Source organism: Parabacteroides sp. APC149_11_2_Y6 (genome assembly GCF_054506995.1).
The window spans coordinates 277,075-293,989 of record NZ_CP173709.1 but is presented as its reverse complement, the minus strand read 5'-3'; the positions used below and the strand labels follow the sequence as shown (position 1 = coordinate 293,989).

The following is a 16,915-nucleotide window of genomic DNA, read 5'->3' as shown; positions in this document are numbered from 1 at the left end:
TTGTAGTGATTTAAGTTTATAATTTAGTTTAATATTTGTGTCTTCTGATGGAGGGAATACATAGTAGTTTTTTCCCTTTAATTTCATGGATCCATAATCGATTGGTTTTAATGTTTAACAATAAATATATTCTCGTCGTCTTTTTCGATTTTTATCGGAGCCGCTTTTTGCAGGATACCAAAAACATCATTAATATCATCCCGCAAATCCAATTTACCACTGCAAACCAATTCCGAAACTTTTGAATCCCAGGAAATACGGACTCCATAATATTTGCAAAGTTTATTAAGTATTACACCCAAAAATTCATGGTCAAACTGGTAATAACCGTCTTTCCATGCCACATAATCATTGACATCCACCTCTTTTACAGAAGAAATCTTCCTTCCATTGTCATACAGATACATTTGATTAGGATTTAATACGGTTCTCTTCTGTCCGTTTACGGCAACATTCACCTTGCCATGAACAAGTACGACTTTCTGGTCCGGTTCATTCTCATAAGCCGATACTCCGAATTGTGTACCCAACACCTGTACTTCCATCTGCCGGGTCTTTATAATGAACGGTTTCGCTTCGTCATGGCTTACATCCAAATAAATTTCCCCCTCTACAAATATCTCCCGTTTATTCTCTGCAAACTTTGCCGGATAAATAACCTTTGAACCGGAATTAACCCAGATTTTCGTACCATCGGCAAGCAATAGCGACGAACGTTTGCCCACAGGCACTATCAATTGATTGAAAGATTGCACTTCCTCATCTTTCGGCTCAACTTCCACATCTTCCGAGTTAACGGAAACACCACCTTCTTTCTGGTATTCCACAGTCGTCTCTTTTCCGTCTATCGACATGGTTTTATTTTCTGACAATACCAACTGGACATTTCCGGCAGGATTATCTGTCTGAGGTGTCGAATGAAGGATCGCTTCATAATTAACACCCGGTTCTTCACGCCAAAAAGAATACCAACTAAAAGTCAGGAGTAAAAGGACAGTAGCAGCAATCGCCACTACTGTCCGTATCTTGGAGATTTTTTTTCTTTTATTACTAAATTGATTGTTTGCCGACATTATTTGTTCCCACACATCTTTTACATCCTCTGAAGACAGGAATACTAAATTCTCAGATTTCTTTATATCATTCAAAAAAGAACGGGCGATTTGCAGCTCTTTAGCAAATGACGCATCCTTCTCCAGTTCCTTCCAGAAAATGCGGCTTTCTTCATCCGGATGCAGTTCCGATGCCAGAAAGTAATCGTCATTCAACAGTTGTTCGGCGTTATATATTGTATAGTCTTTATCCATCTCTTGCGAGTCATATTTATAATAAGGAGACGGCTTCTTATTTTTTATACTCACTTAAAGAGAACTTTTTTTAAAAAAATTTCCTATTTCAGTAAATCGACAGAATTAGTAAAAACAGTTCCACGGAAACATACGATTTCCTCACTTTCTTCAGAGAACGTTGAATCAGATTCTCTGCCGACTGGTAATTAAGATCCATCAATACACAAATCTCGTCCATACTTAATTCCTGTATGTACCTGTAATAAATGATTTCTTTTTGGCGTGGTGTCAGGAGGGATAATATTTTCTTTACTTCTTTTCGTTGGTTTACATATTGTTCATTATCGATGTACTGCTCCTCAACCGTTGGTATATCCAATGAAAATTGCACGGTTTCCGGATCAAACGAATCATAAGCAGCTTCTTTGTATAAGGTCTTAATCAAATTATTTTTAAGAGAAACAAATAAGTATAATGAAACATTCTCGGGAACAGCAAGATGTTCCCGAGATTTATACAGCTGTATAAATACTTCCTGAATAGAGTCTTTGATTATCTCGGTGTTCGAGGTAAAACGAAGACCATATTGAAAGAGTTTTTGCACATATACCGTATAAAGCCAAGAATAGGCATCATTATCTCCTGAGAGAAACTGCTGCCACTTAATTTCACTTTCGCCAACCAATATATGTGCAAAAATATGATAATTTTATGAAAATACAATATAATCAAGGGATATGCTACTCATATTACATTAAGAACTATACTATTTTAATACAAAAGGGAGCAGTTCATAGAACCACCCCCTTGAAGTTTATTGTTTTGTTTCAATTCGCTTTTGGAATACTTACTTAAATATTTGTTTCATCGGACGTCCGATCCAAACCTGGGGTTGCTGCAAGCCAAAAATATAAGCAAGTGTGGAAGCACAGTCAAACTGCATCATGCTTTCCTGGAACTCATATCCTTTTTTAATGCCTTTACCGCAAACAATAAATGGGGTTTCCATTTCCTGCATGGTCTTGCCGCCATGACCTTTGTTTATTCCACCATGGTCTGCTGTTACAATGAAGATTGTTTCGTCCAGCATACCTGCAGCTTTCACAGCTTCTACGATTTCGCCGATATATCCGTCCAGTTCTTTCAGTTTATTATAATAGCCCGGTGTATCATGACCGTCGGAATGTCCTACATGGTCCGGTTCATCAAATACGATATTTACAAAATTAGGGCGTTTGCTTTTTATATAATCTACAGCATAACGGGCAGTAGCCTGGGAAACATTGTTTTTCTCAGTTACATGCTTGTCATAATTCAGAGCTAACGTATCCACAACATAACGGATTCCGCTCCATTCATAAATACAACCGATTTCAGCTTTCGGATCCGCACGGTGTAACAAACCGAAGATTGTCGGGAAAATACCGTCCTCATCCAAAACACGCGAAGGTAAATCCGGAGTCTGGGACCCCCATTCCGTATACCCGTGAAGTTCAGGACATGCTCCCATATACATGGAAGCCCAGTTTACAGCACTTGAAGAGGGAAGCACCGAACGTTTTTTCAATGTATAAGCGCCATCAGCCATCATTTTCTTCACATTGGGCATATCCGCTTTTTCCACACTGTAAGCGCCCCAACCGTCCAAACCAATCATTACAACATGCTTTGCTTTTCCTTTAGCGGCAAATCCGGAGCTCGTGCATAATACAAGGAAGGCCAGCATTAAAATAAATTTTCCTGTTTTCATACGATGTTTTTATAGGTAAATAGATAGATTAATCCTTCTGATAATGGCGGACCCAGTCCACCTGCATCTCTACGGGTAAATCCGTGGAATCAACGCCACCGACCCAAGAACCACCCAACTGCATATCGATTAACAAATAGTAAGGAATATCGAACGGATACTGTCCTTCTTTATCGGTTTTGATACGAGGATAGGCAAATGTACGTAAATTATTGATAAAAAAGACAAGACTATCCGGATACATTTCTACGGCATAAATGTTAAAATCGTCCGGGTCAATAGAACCAATACCTCCCTGAGGAGGGGTATCTTTTATTCCTTGAATATAAGTATACCCCGAATGAACGGTCTGATAGGCAATACTATCTCTATTAAGACGTTCCATAATATCTATCTCACCTCCGGCAGGCCAATGGTACGTCGCCGTATCAAAGGGCAGCAACCAAATAGCAGGCCAGGCACCGGTGGCCCCCTGCAATTTAGCCCTTATTTCCAGACGCCCGCCATAAAAAGCATGTTTGCCGTTGGTGTAAAGCCCTCCGGTCAGATAAGTAGCAGTATCCAAAGAACGGTCCGGGTTTACTATTCCCCGAAGGATAAGGTTCCCATTCTTCATATCATAGCATGCATCATTATCGGACATAAAATTCTGCCAGTCTGCCGTCCCTCGGGGGATTTTGGACCATGTTGCCGTATCGAATCCTTTTTGCTGTTTAAAATCATCTTCCCATACCAGTTTCCATTTGGCTTCCAAATGATGCGGGATACTTCCACAGAGAAAGAAAAATGTGGCACAGAGGCATGTGGCTGCAAGACATATTTGTGTTTTCATAGACATTAATTTTGGTTGCAAAAATAATGTTATTTACCGTAATAGCAGGTTTATTTCAAAAAAGCTTGTATTTCCAAGCGGAAAATACACTAACGGGCGCAGACTTACGCAGGCCTTATATTACCTGCTTAAATCTGCGCCCGTTAATATTTCAGTTATACCTTATCCGATTAGTGCGAACGGATTATATCGGTAGGCAAGGTCGCCGCCTTTTCCGGATTTCTTTTCTTCGGTTGCAGGCTTTGGAGCCACCTTTTCCGGAGTACTCAAAGTTTTATTATATAATTCCTGGTTTCCCAACACTTCCAGGGCCTTATCCAGCACTTTGTCGTCTTTCAGGTTTTCCATCAAAACGCCTTTCTGGAAATAATACCGTTTAATAATTTCCGAAGCTATTAATTTCTTAATCTGTTCCTTATGCAAGTCGAAATCACGCTCCAAATTAGGAGTCAACTTTTCCTGCAAGGAGTTGAATATTGTTGAATCCGCATCCAAATACCCTTCAAACTTAGCCACTTCTTTCAGATTTTTCAACAGCTTCTCGCTCTGACGGTCATAAGTGAAATTCTTCTCTTTAGCAAATTTCTTAAATGCCTCGAAATCTTCATCGGTAATAGAAAATTCTTCCACCGGAGGGATTGTTTTATGTTTCTGTGCCCAGTCGGCTGCAAAATCCAGCAACACAAAATCCGTTACCAGATAATACATCATTGTCGGAGTATCCGGTTCTTCCACTTCGAACTCAGGACGTATGCCACCGCCATCACGTACCGGACGTCCTTTGGAAGTATAAAATACAGAGGTCAGGCTATCAGGGATAGCAGCAACACTTCCGTCAGCTTTACGGTGAGTATAATCAATCTGCTGGATACAACGTCCGCTGGGAATATAATATTTGCTCATTGTAATTTTCAGGCTTCCATTATAAGGCAACTCACGCGGAGACTGTACCAAGCCTTTACCAAAAGAACGTTCACCAATCAATATGGCACGGTCCATATCCTGCAAGGAGCCGGATACGATTTCTGCAGCAGAAGCAGAGTTCCCGTTAATCAGGACAGCCATCGGCATAACCGTATCGATCGGTTCGTTCGGTGTACGATAGGTACGGTCCCATTGTTTAAATTTCCCACGGGTGGAAACCACTTCTTTCCCTTTCGGAACAAACATGCCGACAATCTGCGTAGCACTCTCCAGCAAACCACCGCCATTGTTACGCAAATCGAGAATCAGAGACTTGATATGATGATTATTCTTTAAATCTTCAAAAGCATTCTTTACTTCCTGTGCACTTTTATCGGTAAAACCTTTCAGGTAGATATAGCCGATACCATCACCACGAACCCCGTAATAAGTCACCTGGTTTTCCAGAATCTGTTTCCGGACCATTTCCACTTCACGCGGTTTCTTTTCAGACGGACGCTGTATTTTTAATACCATCTTCGTATTGGGAACCCCTTTCAGCAGGGCACTCACCTCATCCGATGATTTCTTGCTTACGTCTACCGTATCGATTGCCAATATACGGTCGCCGGGCTTCAATCCTGCCAAGGCAGCAGGCATTCCCTCGAACGGTTCTATAATATAAACACCCCCTTCTTTACGTTCACGGATGTAAGAACCGATACCACCGTACTCTCCGGTTGTCATAAATTTCAATTTATCCATCTCCTGCTCCGGAATATATTCCGTATACGGGTCCAGACCACCAAGCATCGCATCGATTCCGCGGCGTACAGTCTTATCCACATCTATCGAATCGACGTAAAACATCTCCATCTCCTTAACCAGAGCGTTAAAAATGTCAAGGTTCTTACTCACTTCAAAACGATTATCTTTCTTCTGAGCCAGTCCCGGCATTGTGCCACCAAACAGCAGCAACAGACCAAACAGGATGATTATCTTTTTTCGTTGCATCATATAAAATTAATATGTTAATTAGCGGTGTAAATGTAAAATAATAAACGCAAGTCAGGCCAATATACTATTTACTTTTAACTTTATTTGTTCCCATTTATCATCCGGAATCTGTGCTCCAACTACGTCTATTATATAACCGGCAAGAAGCGAACCTATCCGGGCGGATTGTTCCAATGTAGCGCCGATAGACTGCCCGTATAGGAATCCGGCTGCAAAATGGTCACCGGCCCCTGTCGTATCCACAGGTTTTCCCCCCTCGGCAGGAACTGAAATCACTTGTCCTTTACTACCGACCAAAGCTCCTTCTTTCCCCAGGGTAACCAGTGAGATTTCCACTTTTTCGGAAAGTGCTTTAACGGCATCCTGCGCTTTTAATCCGGTAAAGGCTTCCGCCTCGCTTTCATTGGAAAACAGAATATCCACATAGTTCGGGATAATATCTTCCAACAATCCATGGAAAGCATTGACTATATTAAAATTCGACAAATCCAGAGCCACTTTCAATCCTGCATTTTTCGCTTTTTGCATAGTTCCTTTTACCAATTCTTCATTCACTAAAAGATATCCTTCGATATATATACAGTTATAATTACGCAAGATTTCGTCTTTGATTTCTTCGGATGTGATATCCGGTCCCGGGCCCAGAAAAGTACCCATTGTCCGTTCGCCATCAGGCGAAATCAATACGGTACAGCTACCGGAAATACCCTCGGTCCGCAGGAAATAAGGAGTTACGCCAGCTTTTTTCAATTCCTGTTCATAATATTCGCCAACGGTATCATCGCCGATTTTACCGATAAAGCCGGTCTTACTCCCCAGGCAAGCCATTGCACGCATCGTATTACAGACCGAACCGCCGGGAGCCTGGCTACGTTCCAGATTTTCCTGTGTCTTACGGATTGTAACCATCTGGTCCCGGTTAATCATATCCATTGCCCCCTTTGCTATGCCCACTTCAGCCAACACATCATCGCTTTCCAGCTTTAATAATACATCTACCAAAGCATTTCCCAAACCTATCGTATTCATTTTTTCTATTTTTTTCGGCAAAGATATTGCATATTTCAAAAAGAACCTCTACTTTTGCAGTGCATTTTCAGGAAGGTATTAATAAACCTTTCCAACAAAACAAAATTCTTCCTTAGCTCAGTCGGTTAGAGCATCTGACTGTTAATCAGAGGGTCCTTGGTTCAAGTCCAAGAGGAAGAGCAAAAAAGAGAATTACCGTTCGGTAATTCTCTTTTTATTTAACTAATTATTTATTAATCCCCTACAACTTGTAATGGTTATAGTCCTTCAGAAATCTCACCCGTCCTGTCAAGTATAGTCATTTCGTCTTTATCCAGATCCCGGTGAACTTGCTTAACCAACTTTCCAAAATTGATTTGTGCAACATCAACCTTTTGAACCATACGATCATTAGCTGTGTGATAATAAAAAGCACGGTTTGTCAAATCATGGGCAAGTGTCCACGACGTTTCGCTACGGCTTTTCTTCGAACCTTCTTTTAAAACAGCATCTTTGTAAATTGGTGAATTGAAACTATCCATAATCTGAAACGCCTGATAAACGGCTTCTTTCGCATCCGGCGTACGACGAACATAATTGGTTAAAATACTTGCCCGGACAAAACGTGACGGTGATGTAAAATCACCTGGCAAGCCAATCAAATCCGTTCCTGCATCCAATGCCGAAATCATCTGATGTTCCATTTTCCGTTTTTGGACTTCTATAGACGGAAGACCTATATAATTCCCCACATTGAGCACATGCCAATCATAGGTCGGCGAATTTGCAATTACCCCAAGTTTGCTGTCGAAAAACTTCGGCTTTCCCTCTTTCCATTCAATAACAACCTGCTTGCCATCCGGCTCAGTTACCATATAATGCAACGGAGCCTCAATGCCAAGCACCGTTTTTCCGGTATAAACAACCTCGACCTTTTCCAAAGCCTTATGTACTTCATCAATATTGGCACAGGTTGAAAGTAAATAACTAATTACATCCAGAGACGAAATCGAACGTTCTGCATTTTCCTGCGAATAGTTGGCATATTCAGCAAAACCTTCATGATAAAATCCACCGACTGTCAAACCTTTTTCATTCATTCCATCTATATAAGCATTAACCGAAGTAATTGCTATGGCCAATCCGGCGATACCATACTGCCCCTTCCAAGACAAACCGGGCATCAGCTCCGGCATATGCGCCTGATAAATACAATGCCGGGGAGAAACTAAAATTTCAGACGGGACAAACCCATCATCCCATTCCATATTACGGCAAAATACTACATCTCCATTGGTGGCCCGAATTGTTGTTCCTGTACAAGCCTCCACTACAGGTCCGAATACAAGTAATAAAGCTGCGAATCCGGCTACCATAAACATTTTGATTTTTTTCATTGCGCTAAAGTTTTTTTGATTTAACAATTTAAATTACCAATCTTCTTGTTTGACAGTAATTGGTTCCTACAGAACCCCTATTAAACAATCGAAAAGTACACAAATGAATTTAATAATACCTGCATTAATTGATTCAAACGTAGAAAAGTAGCACTCAAACGTACTATGAAGATGATGAAAATAAAAATACTCACACCGGATAAATATTTTTTTGAGATCCACAATATATTGCTTATATTTGCCATACTCATTTACAAGGCTTTAAAGCACATCATACCATGAAGCATTTGCTTCGAAAATACACAAAAAGTCATTCTTTCGACAATCATAAAAAGAAAAACACATAATTATCAAAAGAAAGAAACACATCTATCAAAAAGAATAAGCACAGTCATCAAAAGATTTATTCAAAAGTATCTTTTCCGGGAAAGATCGGGTCTTTTTTTTAAATCAACGGGAGGATTTTGGAAAAGAAAGCGCACTTTAAACAGACGCATCAAATACAAAGATATTAAGACATGAGTAATACATAGCCGACGCCTCTAACCGTTCTAATTTCCAGGTCTGGGTCTTGCTTCAAATAGTTACGCAGGCAAGCTATACAATTATTCAAACTATCATTTGCTTCTGTATGCTGCCAAATATGTTCTAACAGGTCCGTTCGTAAAATAACCTTTCCTGCGCGCTCAAGCAACATACACAACAGTTGATACTCCTTTGGTTTCAATATTATTTCCTTTTTGTCCGGTCCGAGAAGTGTATGATTTTGTTTATCCAAAAAATATTTTCCAACAGGTATGCAAAAGATACCCGGAGAAGGCGTGTCCGGACAGAACATACGAATCAGAGTTACAATCTCCCTAATTTGATATGGCTTTTTGATATAATAATTTGCGCCTTTGCGGAGACAATATGCAATTTCATTATCATTATTATGGGAGGACGCTATCAATATAGGCAATGACGGGTACATGTCACGGATAGAAGGCAAAACCTCAGCACTATTCCGGTTACCGATTTCCAAATCCAACAGAAGTAAATCCGGCAAAAAAGCATGCAATGTATCCCTGAGCCCTACCAACGAATTCATATAATAGACCTCATATCCCTCATTTTGCAACCCTTTAGTGATAAGAGAACCTACTACTTCCAGGTCATCTTCCACAAACAGTATCTTCTTCGCCATCATTTGTATATATTGCTTAGAGCGGCAAGTTAACAAAAAAAGTAGAACCATCCCCTTCCTGGCTTACAAAACCAAATTTGCCACCCAATTTCATCGCATAGATTGAATTAAAGATGTTATGAATAAGCATGTATTGTGTCTTTATAGTAGAGAGCATAAAAAGCATTTTAATTTTTTAATACAACAAATCATGAAAAAAACATTTATACTACTCATATACTTTATGGTTACAGAGTTCTGTGTATCCCAAACTATTTCACTGAAAGGATTAGTAAAAGAAATAAGAACTAAAGAAGCCATTCCCAATGCAAATATAGTCTGGATGAAACCCGATTCATCCTTTGTATCAGGTACCACTACAACTATAAATGGAACTTTTCGTTTAACTCCCATACAGGAGAAAGATGGTATAGTATGTATTTCCTGCATCGGATACGATAAATTATACATGGATGTAAAAGGGATTTATAAATCAGTGGATTTAGGTGAATTATTTTTAGTTCCTTCCAGTATATCACTCACCGGAGTTGAAATAAAAGCATCCAGTGTGATTCATTCCGTCGACAGGCAAGTTTTTTTTCTATCGGACGACCAAATCAAAAAATCAATTAACGGACTTGAAGCTACCCGGCGTTTAGGATTACCCCGTATCCTTGTCAATCCCCAGGAAAATACAATATCCATGTTAGGAGGTGAGCAATTAAAAATATTAATCAATGGAGTAGAAGCCTCTTCGCAAGAGGTTGCATCATTGTTGCCTAAAGATATAAAAAGAGTAGAATATTTTGACAATCCGGGACTTCGCTATGGCGAAGAAATCGGAGGCATTATCAATTATATCACTCAAAAACAAGAAACCGGAGGCTCCTTATCGGCTATAGTAAATGAAACCCTGACAAGAAGTTTGGGCTTCGGTTACTTTTCCGGAGGTGTAAACATGAAGCATTCTCAATTAAAATTTAGTTACCTATATAGCCATAATAATATGTATTCGGGACATTACAGAGAGCAATCCTTCAATTTTCCGGACAATAATAACATAAACAGGATAGAAAACGGAGAAAATCACTGGAATCAAATTGTCCACTCTGTAAATATGACTTACAGCTATATCAAAGACAAAGATTTTTTTAATGCCAAATTCAATGGTCTTTTTGTGAATACTCCCCATTCGGACCTATTCAGCTCTTTATCCTATACTAATAAGCTGTATTCGGGTTTTGCAAGCGACTCTTATCTGGAATATACCACCAACCGTCCTTCTCTCGGTTTGTACTATTCCCGCTCACTCCCTAAACAACAAACCTTATCAATAAATTTAGTTGGTACTTATTCGAAAAATAATAATGGAAATCAATATACTGAATACTTTGATAATAAAGGTTCTATTCTTTCCTCTTATCTATCCAATGTGGATGGTCGCCGATATTCATTGATTGCAGAAGCCTGTTACGAAAAAAAATATACAAAAGGCGTCCTGACCGGAGGATTGAGATATACCGGAGGGCACACTAAAAACTTATACACAGGCACTTACAAATTCGAAACAAGAAGATAGAAATTGCGACACATACCTTACAAGGTGCATCAAAGGAAAAAAATTTAGAGAAGATCCACCAACAGGAAAGATAACTCTTACCCCTTGTTCTCATATAATACTTTGTACTGATGGGCTTTATCAATATTCTTCGGATGATAATATATTATTAGATGGAGTGGACAGAGTAGAATATATGGAAGAACTACCGGATGATTTCTCTGCGATTGAACTAATTTATGAGAACCAAGCGGGGAAGCACCCGGTTTGAGCCGGTTGATGAAAGCGCCAGAGCAGTTATTGATTTTCAATATGGTGATATCATCTAATAGGTGAGTAACAATTACCCCTATTAAATATAAGGGTAATTACAATTTGTGCGATGCGCTTTTTTAGACTGTTAGCCGTTTCATAAACTCTTGATATTTTGCTTTACCAATTTGTTTTTTCCATAGTAGTTACCCACTATGGGTATCAAAAAGGGATGGATAAACAATGATAAGAGATACCGATGAAGAGGGGATCTACTAAAAATTAGGTGGAACTTCGTTTTGATATATATTTTTTTAAGTTACTTTTGCAACATAAGGTTTTTGAAGTATGCAACGCACAGAAATCCTAAAGATTCTGTATATAACTAATTCGTAACCTATTATGATGTGGGCACAAAGTTAACACCTATGGTTCAATAACTTATCTCTTTTTTAAATATTCACCTTACAAAAAAGTCGCTGTGTTATGAAAGAATATGCCAAACAACCCGAAAGTGTATCCCGTAATTTAGACAAACAGCCTAGAGCATCCCGGCAAGCTCCGCTCTCTGCTTTAATCCACTTATCTTCTACGAATAAGAATATCGTACAGCGATACCATATTCAGGATGATACAAAAGGTATATTCCTCGCACAGGAACTCAGGCGTACTCAAAAAGGAACAGACACATTCTTATCCGATCAACCCGGAAAAGCAAATCTTAGAATCAACCATAAAGTTAATCTAAGAGTATCAGACACAGGTGATCTTGCCATTGAAGATGGAATGGATAAACGTGAAGCAAAAATTTTTTATGGTACAAGAGCTATTCAGGACGCAAGTAACAGCGTCCTGCAAGAGATAGGTTCTCCAATAAGACTAGGAATTAATTCTTCGGCAACCATCTCTGTTACAAGTGCTACAGGTCAGCACAAAACATTATATGCTATTTATCCTATTGATGTTATTGCCAAAAAGATAGGAGAAGATGTCCAGGTTCCCGAAAACTGCAATGAAGCCGGACCACATATATTAAATACTTCCATCGACTCTTCTTTAAAACCAAAATTAAATCAACATGGCTGGGCAGATGGTATAGAAAGTATGCGGACTAATGAGGCAATATTCTTTATTTTAAATTATTTAAAACAACAAATAAAAAAAAAGCAAGAGTACAGAATACTAGCCATTATAAAGGCTATTTTTCATTATTTCTTTCCACCAAAAGAAATTGAAAATATTGACACTATATGGGCTGACTTTGAAAAAAATCCGCTAGCATATATTCTACCATATGTCGAAAGTATTAATACAGGAATTTTACAAAATATTATTCAGGAGATAGGTATAAATCAGTTTTGTGACCCTGAAGTTGGTGAAATGTTATCCATTAGAGCTATCTCTCACGATGAAGATTGCAGAGTAGACGGCCCCGACATGTATATAATGGATCACTCTACGGGTACAGAGATCAAAGATCCGTTTCCCTATCATTATGCTTCTGTTATAGCCAAATCTGGCAGTGATTATATTACGATGGAAAATTATGCAAGAAGGGAAGACGGTTGTGTCTCGAACAAAGATCCCCGTTATTTCTTTCAAATGTATGGGCCTGAAAAACAGTCGTTTCATGAGGTGATGAAAAAAGACTATCCTACACCAATGACATTTGTATATGGGAAACAGAACTGTGGCAGGCAAAAGCCTGAATATGATATTGATTCTCCGGAATTTGAGGCTATGCAAGAGCATTATAATACAAAAATGAAATACTGGGACCCGGCTCAGACTCCTATTTTTAGAAATATTTCTCCTGTTTAATCAGGGATGGATGGAGGAACGTCTATCAGATGATGATTTTAAGTATTTTCAGGGACAGAGCCACCATGAGAATACAAAATGAAGAATATACTTCTACTCTTTTGAAGTATTAGAGTATAGAAAAGCAAATCGGGTAACTTAAACAGGATATATATCTTTTTGTATTTCTTAAAAGACATATATATACTATTTTTGTCATTAAAAAACACATGAAATACGGTTATGCACGCGTATCAACCCCGGATCAAAGTCTTGGCCTTCAACTTGATGCATTAAAAGAGAATGGTGTCAATAATATTTTTTCTGAGAAGATATTGATACCTCCTCCCCTACTGGAAAATTTGTATTCCAGGTTCTATGCAGCTTTGCAGAAATGGAAAGAAATATAATATCAGAACGCACAATAGCCGGTTTAAGATCTGCTAAAGCGAAAGGACGTATTGGTGGTCGTAGACCTGGCTTAAGTAAACAGGCAGAACAACTTGCCAAATTAGCAGCCGAAGAATATAAAGCCTACCAACAAAGGAAATATAAAACGATAGATGACGTATGTACAAAAGTGGGCATAGCCCGTGCTACATTATATAAGTATTTAAGATTAGAAGGAATAATCATTAATAAAAGAAAATGATTATTATTATTTCCATTTACTCACATTCACTATCTTTATCCCTCAAAATATCTCTTTATAATATTTGCAATCTTGATATAATATTTACTATCTATGACGATATATAAAAGAGCCATGGGTAAATATACATCAAACTTACAAAATAAACGCTTCGTTTCTTCTAAAGAAATATTCCCTATTCCAAATAAGGGAACAGTTTCATCATTATTATACAAAAAAAGGAATATAATTACTCAAATAAGGAAGAATGTATATTTACTATTAAACCCTGAAGATGGATATATAGATGGAAACAAATATGAAATTGGATGTGGATCTGTTCCTTTTTCCTATATATCATATCATTCCGCAATGGCTTTTTATGGATGGGAGAACCAAGTGTTCAACCGAATTTATTTATCTGCTCCTAAAAGATTCGACCTTTTGAATTCGAATATGTAGATTATATATATGCCCCTGACAAGTTTCGGGAAGGTGTTGTAAAGGATGTAGCCAGGAATATATATTATACCGAGCTCGAGCGGACAATCATAGACTGTGCAGACAGGTTAGACCTTGCCGGAGGGTATGAAGAGTTCTTATATAATCTTGATTTTGTGGATAAGGTAGATGAAAATAAGCTCTTACGTTACTTGTCACTATATAATAAACAGGCCCTTTGCCAACGTGCTGGGTTTATACTTTCACGTGTACAAAAACAGCTAGAGTTAAGTGACAACTTTCTTTCTATATGTAAAAAAATATAGGAAAAAGTACTCGTTACCTTACCGATAAAAGCGAAAGTAAGATATATATTCCGGAATGGAAATTATGTGTTTCACAATACCTGCTATCACTAACTAAATAACTAGCTATGAAATCAAATGATATATCACGTTCTCATGTATTTGGAACTGCAAAACAAAGCGGTTTTCAGAAAGATACAATAGACATTTCTACTATATGATTCAAATCATGGCAAATTATAAAAACTGGGAGCTAACATTCATTTTTCTCGATGATACAACGCCATTCTGGGGAGAAACTGTATCCCCTCACAATTTTTTTGATTCATACGGAATCAGTTATCGGTTTTCCTGGGGTAAGATAGGTATTTCCTCCTACAACTTATTCGGCGAGAAAGGCATCAGTAAGTCGTACGATTACAGCCGATTCACCCCCAACTCTACAGTTACAGATATGAATAATAATTATCCGAGCGTTAATCTCTCATTATCGCTTAACTTAGATTGGGGAAGAAAGGCCAGCAACAAAAGACAGACACTTCAAAATTCGGATACTGTGAATGGTATATTACAATAAAAAAGATTATCTTGATACAGCGTAGTTGGCAAAATCAATGTTAGAGTGGCAAGTTAACAAAAAAAGTAGAACCTTCTCCTTCCCGGCTTACAAAACTAAACTTGCCACCCAAATCCTTCACCAGTTGGCGAACACTGCTTAGGCCGATGCCAATCCCTTCACGCGCAGGTTTATCAGCCTGGCGGATTCTGAAAAACTGTTCTCCCAGGCGTTTTTGTGCTTTCTTTGGAATCCCCCAGCCGGTATCCTGAATGCCTATCTGTAACATGCCTTTTTCTTCTTTCAGGATAACAGTTATTTCCACTCCGTCATCCGAATATTTCAAAGCATTTTCCATCAGGTTCCGTAAACAACGTTCCAAACGGACAACATCAGTAGTTATAAAAGAAACCGATGTCTGATTTTTTATTTCAAAAGAATACTTCTTCTCAGGATACTGCGCCTGTAGCCCTTCATAAATAGATTGTATTGTTTCTATTAAATCGACCGGTTCTTTTTTTAACTGAGGTTTTCCAGAGCTATTTTTTATCAATTCCATCATCGACTCTATAGTAGCCGTCAGCTTAGCTATATGTTTTATCCCTTTGGAGATAAAGCCGGACACTTCTTTGTCGTCCACCGTTGTTTGTGTATAATCCAAAATCGTAAACACTGAATTCAAAGGAGCCTTCAAATCATGAATGGCACGATATACTGCACTTTCCCGCTCTTCCAATTGCTTACGGATACGCCGGATAACAACCAACTGGTAATAGAGACAGTAAACAAGAAGCACTGCCATCAAACAGGATACAATCAAAATAAAAAACAACTCGGCTAAAACCTGTTTCGGTAGAATTTGTATTTGAGCTTGTACAAACATCAGCCCTTTCGTCCCAATAGGTCTCATCTCTGTCAAACAAGTTGGAAAAAACGGATAAAATTTTTGTCCGATCGTTTTCTGGGCTACTTGCTCTTCATTATATAATGTAATAGAAGAACGAAGATAAGATAAACCCTCCTTTTGCAAGCGTTCCTGGAAAATGCTATCGAGGGCTGACAAGCGAATGGGATTTGTAACCAAAAGCTCATCTTGAAGTGTTTGAGTAAAGAGTTCCGGCAATGTTTCACCTATATTCTTTTTACTCGCCTGACTTAAGAAAATAGTGTCCCCCTTGAGTTTTGCTCGTTCTTCCGGAGTCATATCTTTAGCTGACCGAATGACCCATCCTGGATTTTTACGATTCTTATAGGGACCAGACCTACGTAAATTCACCTCTTCCTGAATAGCATGAGTCAATATCAAGTCTGCTTCCATTTGTACTTCTTGCTGCAAATTGGCATACTCAACACAAAGCCAAAACCCTTGCAAACATAACAGGGTTACTATAGCGATCAAAAATATCCAGATTGACTTTTTCATAAAATATCTTTTACAAGACAAAAATAGAGATATTTTAGGTTCATGAGATAAATATGAGATTATTATTATGTAACATCCGATTTTTTTAGTATAATATTGCAACCAATGATAAATCAAATAACAAAAAGAATTATGTGTACTAAAAATTTAGAGATTCTTCCAGTGAAAGAATTAGCCCTTATTAAAGGGGGAATCTGGGTATATGATAGTGGAGCTAATGAATGGTATTGGTATGAACCTAATGATTTAGATATTGAAGGTACCACTACAAATAACCCACAAGTTTGGATGACAAGAAAATAATTAACCTAATTTCTATTCCCCAAATGCCAATAAGGGAGCGAGTATTCCCCATCCCTAATTGACTAATAAATATTTTAGGATGGAATATATTAATTATTAAAAATCAAGCAATTATGGAAACAGAAGAAAACAAACTAATTGAAGAAATTGTACAAGCCGAAGTGCTAGATGTACTATCTATGAGAGACATTAAAGCAGGATCATCCCCTCATCAAGAATGTGAATGTGATCACCAGTCTTGCAACAATGGAGCAACCCTTAAATAGTAATTTAATCATATAAATC

Annotated in this window: 16 protein-coding genes and 1 tRNA gene; 8 read left to right on the top strand and 9 right to left on the bottom strand. The window is 38.3% G+C overall.

Going from position 1 to position 16,915, the window contains the following annotated elements; all coding sequences use genetic code 11:
• Nucleotides 1-107 precede the first annotated feature (107 nt).
• From ACGE0T_RS01205 to ACGE0T_RS01180, 6 genes are all read right to left on the bottom strand, one after another.
• The gene (locus ACGE0T_RS01205; RefSeq protein WP_459188745.1) at nt 108-1,361 is read right to left on the bottom strand and encodes a FecR family protein; all 1,254 of its coding nucleotides are present in this window, start codon (nt 1,359-1,361) and stop codon (nt 108-110) included.
• A gap of 34 nt (nt 1,362-1,395) precedes the next feature.
• A complete protein-coding gene (locus tag ACGE0T_RS01200) occupies nt 1,396-1,974 on the bottom strand; it encodes an RNA polymerase sigma factor (protein ID WP_459188744.1) in 579 nt (192 codons plus the stop codon).
• Between the two features lie 162 nt (nt 1,975-2,136).
• On the bottom strand, nt 2,137-3,039 hold the full coding sequence (locus ACGE0T_RS01195; protein ID WP_459188743.1) for an alkaline phosphatase: 903 nt from the start codon (nt 3,037-3,039) through the stop codon (nt 2,137-2,139).
• Between the two features lie 28 nt (nt 3,040-3,067).
• The gene (locus tag ACGE0T_RS01190) at nt 3,068-3,871 is read right to left on the bottom strand and encodes a glycoside hydrolase family 16 protein (RefSeq protein ID WP_459188742.1); all 804 of its coding nucleotides are present in this window, start codon (nt 3,869-3,871) and stop codon (nt 3,068-3,070) included.
• 162 nt (nt 3,872-4,033) lie between these two features.
• Entirely contained in the window at nt 4,034-5,788 is a 1,755-nt protein-coding gene (locus ACGE0T_RS01185) for a S41 family peptidase (RefSeq protein ID WP_459190392.1), read from the bottom strand.
• A 54-nt stretch (nt 5,789-5,842) separates the two neighbouring features.
• Nucleotides 5,843-6,820: an adenosine kinase gene (locus tag ACGE0T_RS01180; protein ID WP_459188741.1), complete on the bottom strand. Its 978-nt coding sequence runs from the start codon at nt 6,818-6,820 to the stop codon at nt 5,843-5,845.
• Nucleotides 6,821-6,926: 106 nt separating this feature from the next.
• Between ACGE0T_RS01180 and ACGE0T_RS01175 the strand changes: the two genes are divergently transcribed.
• Nucleotides 6,927-7,000: transfer RNA gene (locus ACGE0T_RS01175), tRNA-Asn, on the top strand.
• Between the two features lie 77 nt (nt 7,001-7,077).
• Here ACGE0T_RS01175 and ACGE0T_RS01170 read toward each other — a convergent pair.
• Nucleotides 7,078-8,196, bottom strand: a complete 1,119-nt coding sequence (locus tag ACGE0T_RS01170) for a linear amide C-N hydrolase (protein ID WP_459188740.1) — start codon at nt 8,194-8,196, stop codon at nt 7,078-7,080.
• Nucleotides 8,197-8,707: 511 nt separating this feature from the next.
• Entirely contained in the window at nt 8,708-9,385 is a 678-nt protein-coding gene (locus ACGE0T_RS01165) for a response regulator transcription factor (RefSeq protein WP_459188739.1), read from the bottom strand.
• Nucleotides 9,386-9,572: 187 nt separating this feature from the next.
• On the opposite strand from ACGE0T_RS01165, the gene ACGE0T_RS01160 reads away from it, so the two are divergent.
• The 5 genes from ACGE0T_RS01160 to ACGE0T_RS01140 all read left to right on the top strand — a co-directional run bounded on the left by ACGE0T_RS01160 (nt 9,573) and on the right by ACGE0T_RS01140 (nt 14,064).
• Complete coding sequence (locus tag ACGE0T_RS01160; protein ID WP_459188738.1) at nt 9,573-10,940, top strand: hypothetical protein; 1,368 nt, start codon at nt 9,573-9,575, stop codon at nt 10,938-10,940.
• 717 nt (nt 10,941-11,657) lie between these two features.
• Nucleotides 11,658-12,992 (top strand): hypothetical protein, encoded by a 1,335-nt coding sequence (locus ACGE0T_RS01155; protein ID WP_459188737.1) that lies wholly within the window; start codon nt 11,658-11,660, stop codon nt 12,990-12,992.
• Nucleotides 12,993-13,201: 209 nt separating this feature from the next.
• A complete protein-coding gene (locus ACGE0T_RS01150; RefSeq protein ID WP_459188736.1) occupies nt 13,202-13,381 on the top strand; it encodes a hypothetical protein in 180 nt (59 codons plus the stop codon).
• Entirely contained in the window at nt 13,366-13,623 is a 258-nt protein-coding gene (locus ACGE0T_RS01145) for a hypothetical protein (RefSeq protein ID WP_459188735.1), read from the top strand. The genes ACGE0T_RS01150 and ACGE0T_RS01145 overlap by 16 nt, the downstream gene beginning before the upstream one ends.
• Before the next feature lie 93 nt (nt 13,624-13,716).
• Nucleotides 13,717-14,064: a hypothetical protein gene (locus tag ACGE0T_RS01140; RefSeq protein ID WP_459188734.1), complete on the top strand. Its 348-nt coding sequence runs from the start codon at nt 13,717-13,719 to the stop codon at nt 14,062-14,064.
• Nucleotides 14,065-14,965: 901 nt separating this feature from the next.
• Here the strand turns inward: ACGE0T_RS01140 and ACGE0T_RS01135 are convergent.
• Nucleotides 14,966-16,327 (bottom strand): sensor histidine kinase, encoded by a 1,362-nt coding sequence (locus ACGE0T_RS01135; protein ID WP_459188733.1) that lies wholly within the window; start codon nt 16,325-16,327, stop codon nt 14,966-14,968.
• Between the two features lie 105 nt (nt 16,328-16,432).
• Here ACGE0T_RS01135 and ACGE0T_RS01130 point away from each other — a divergent pair, with 105 nt between their 5' ends.
• Nucleotides 16,433-16,630 (top strand): hypothetical protein, encoded by a 198-nt coding sequence (locus ACGE0T_RS01130; RefSeq protein WP_459188732.1) that lies wholly within the window; start codon nt 16,433-16,435, stop codon nt 16,628-16,630.
• 113 nt (nt 16,631-16,743) lie between these two features.
• Complete coding sequence (locus ACGE0T_RS01125; RefSeq protein WP_459188731.1) at nt 16,744-16,896, top strand: hypothetical protein; 153 nt, start codon at nt 16,744-16,746, stop codon at nt 16,894-16,896.
• Nucleotides 16,897-16,915: the final 19 nt, after the last annotated feature.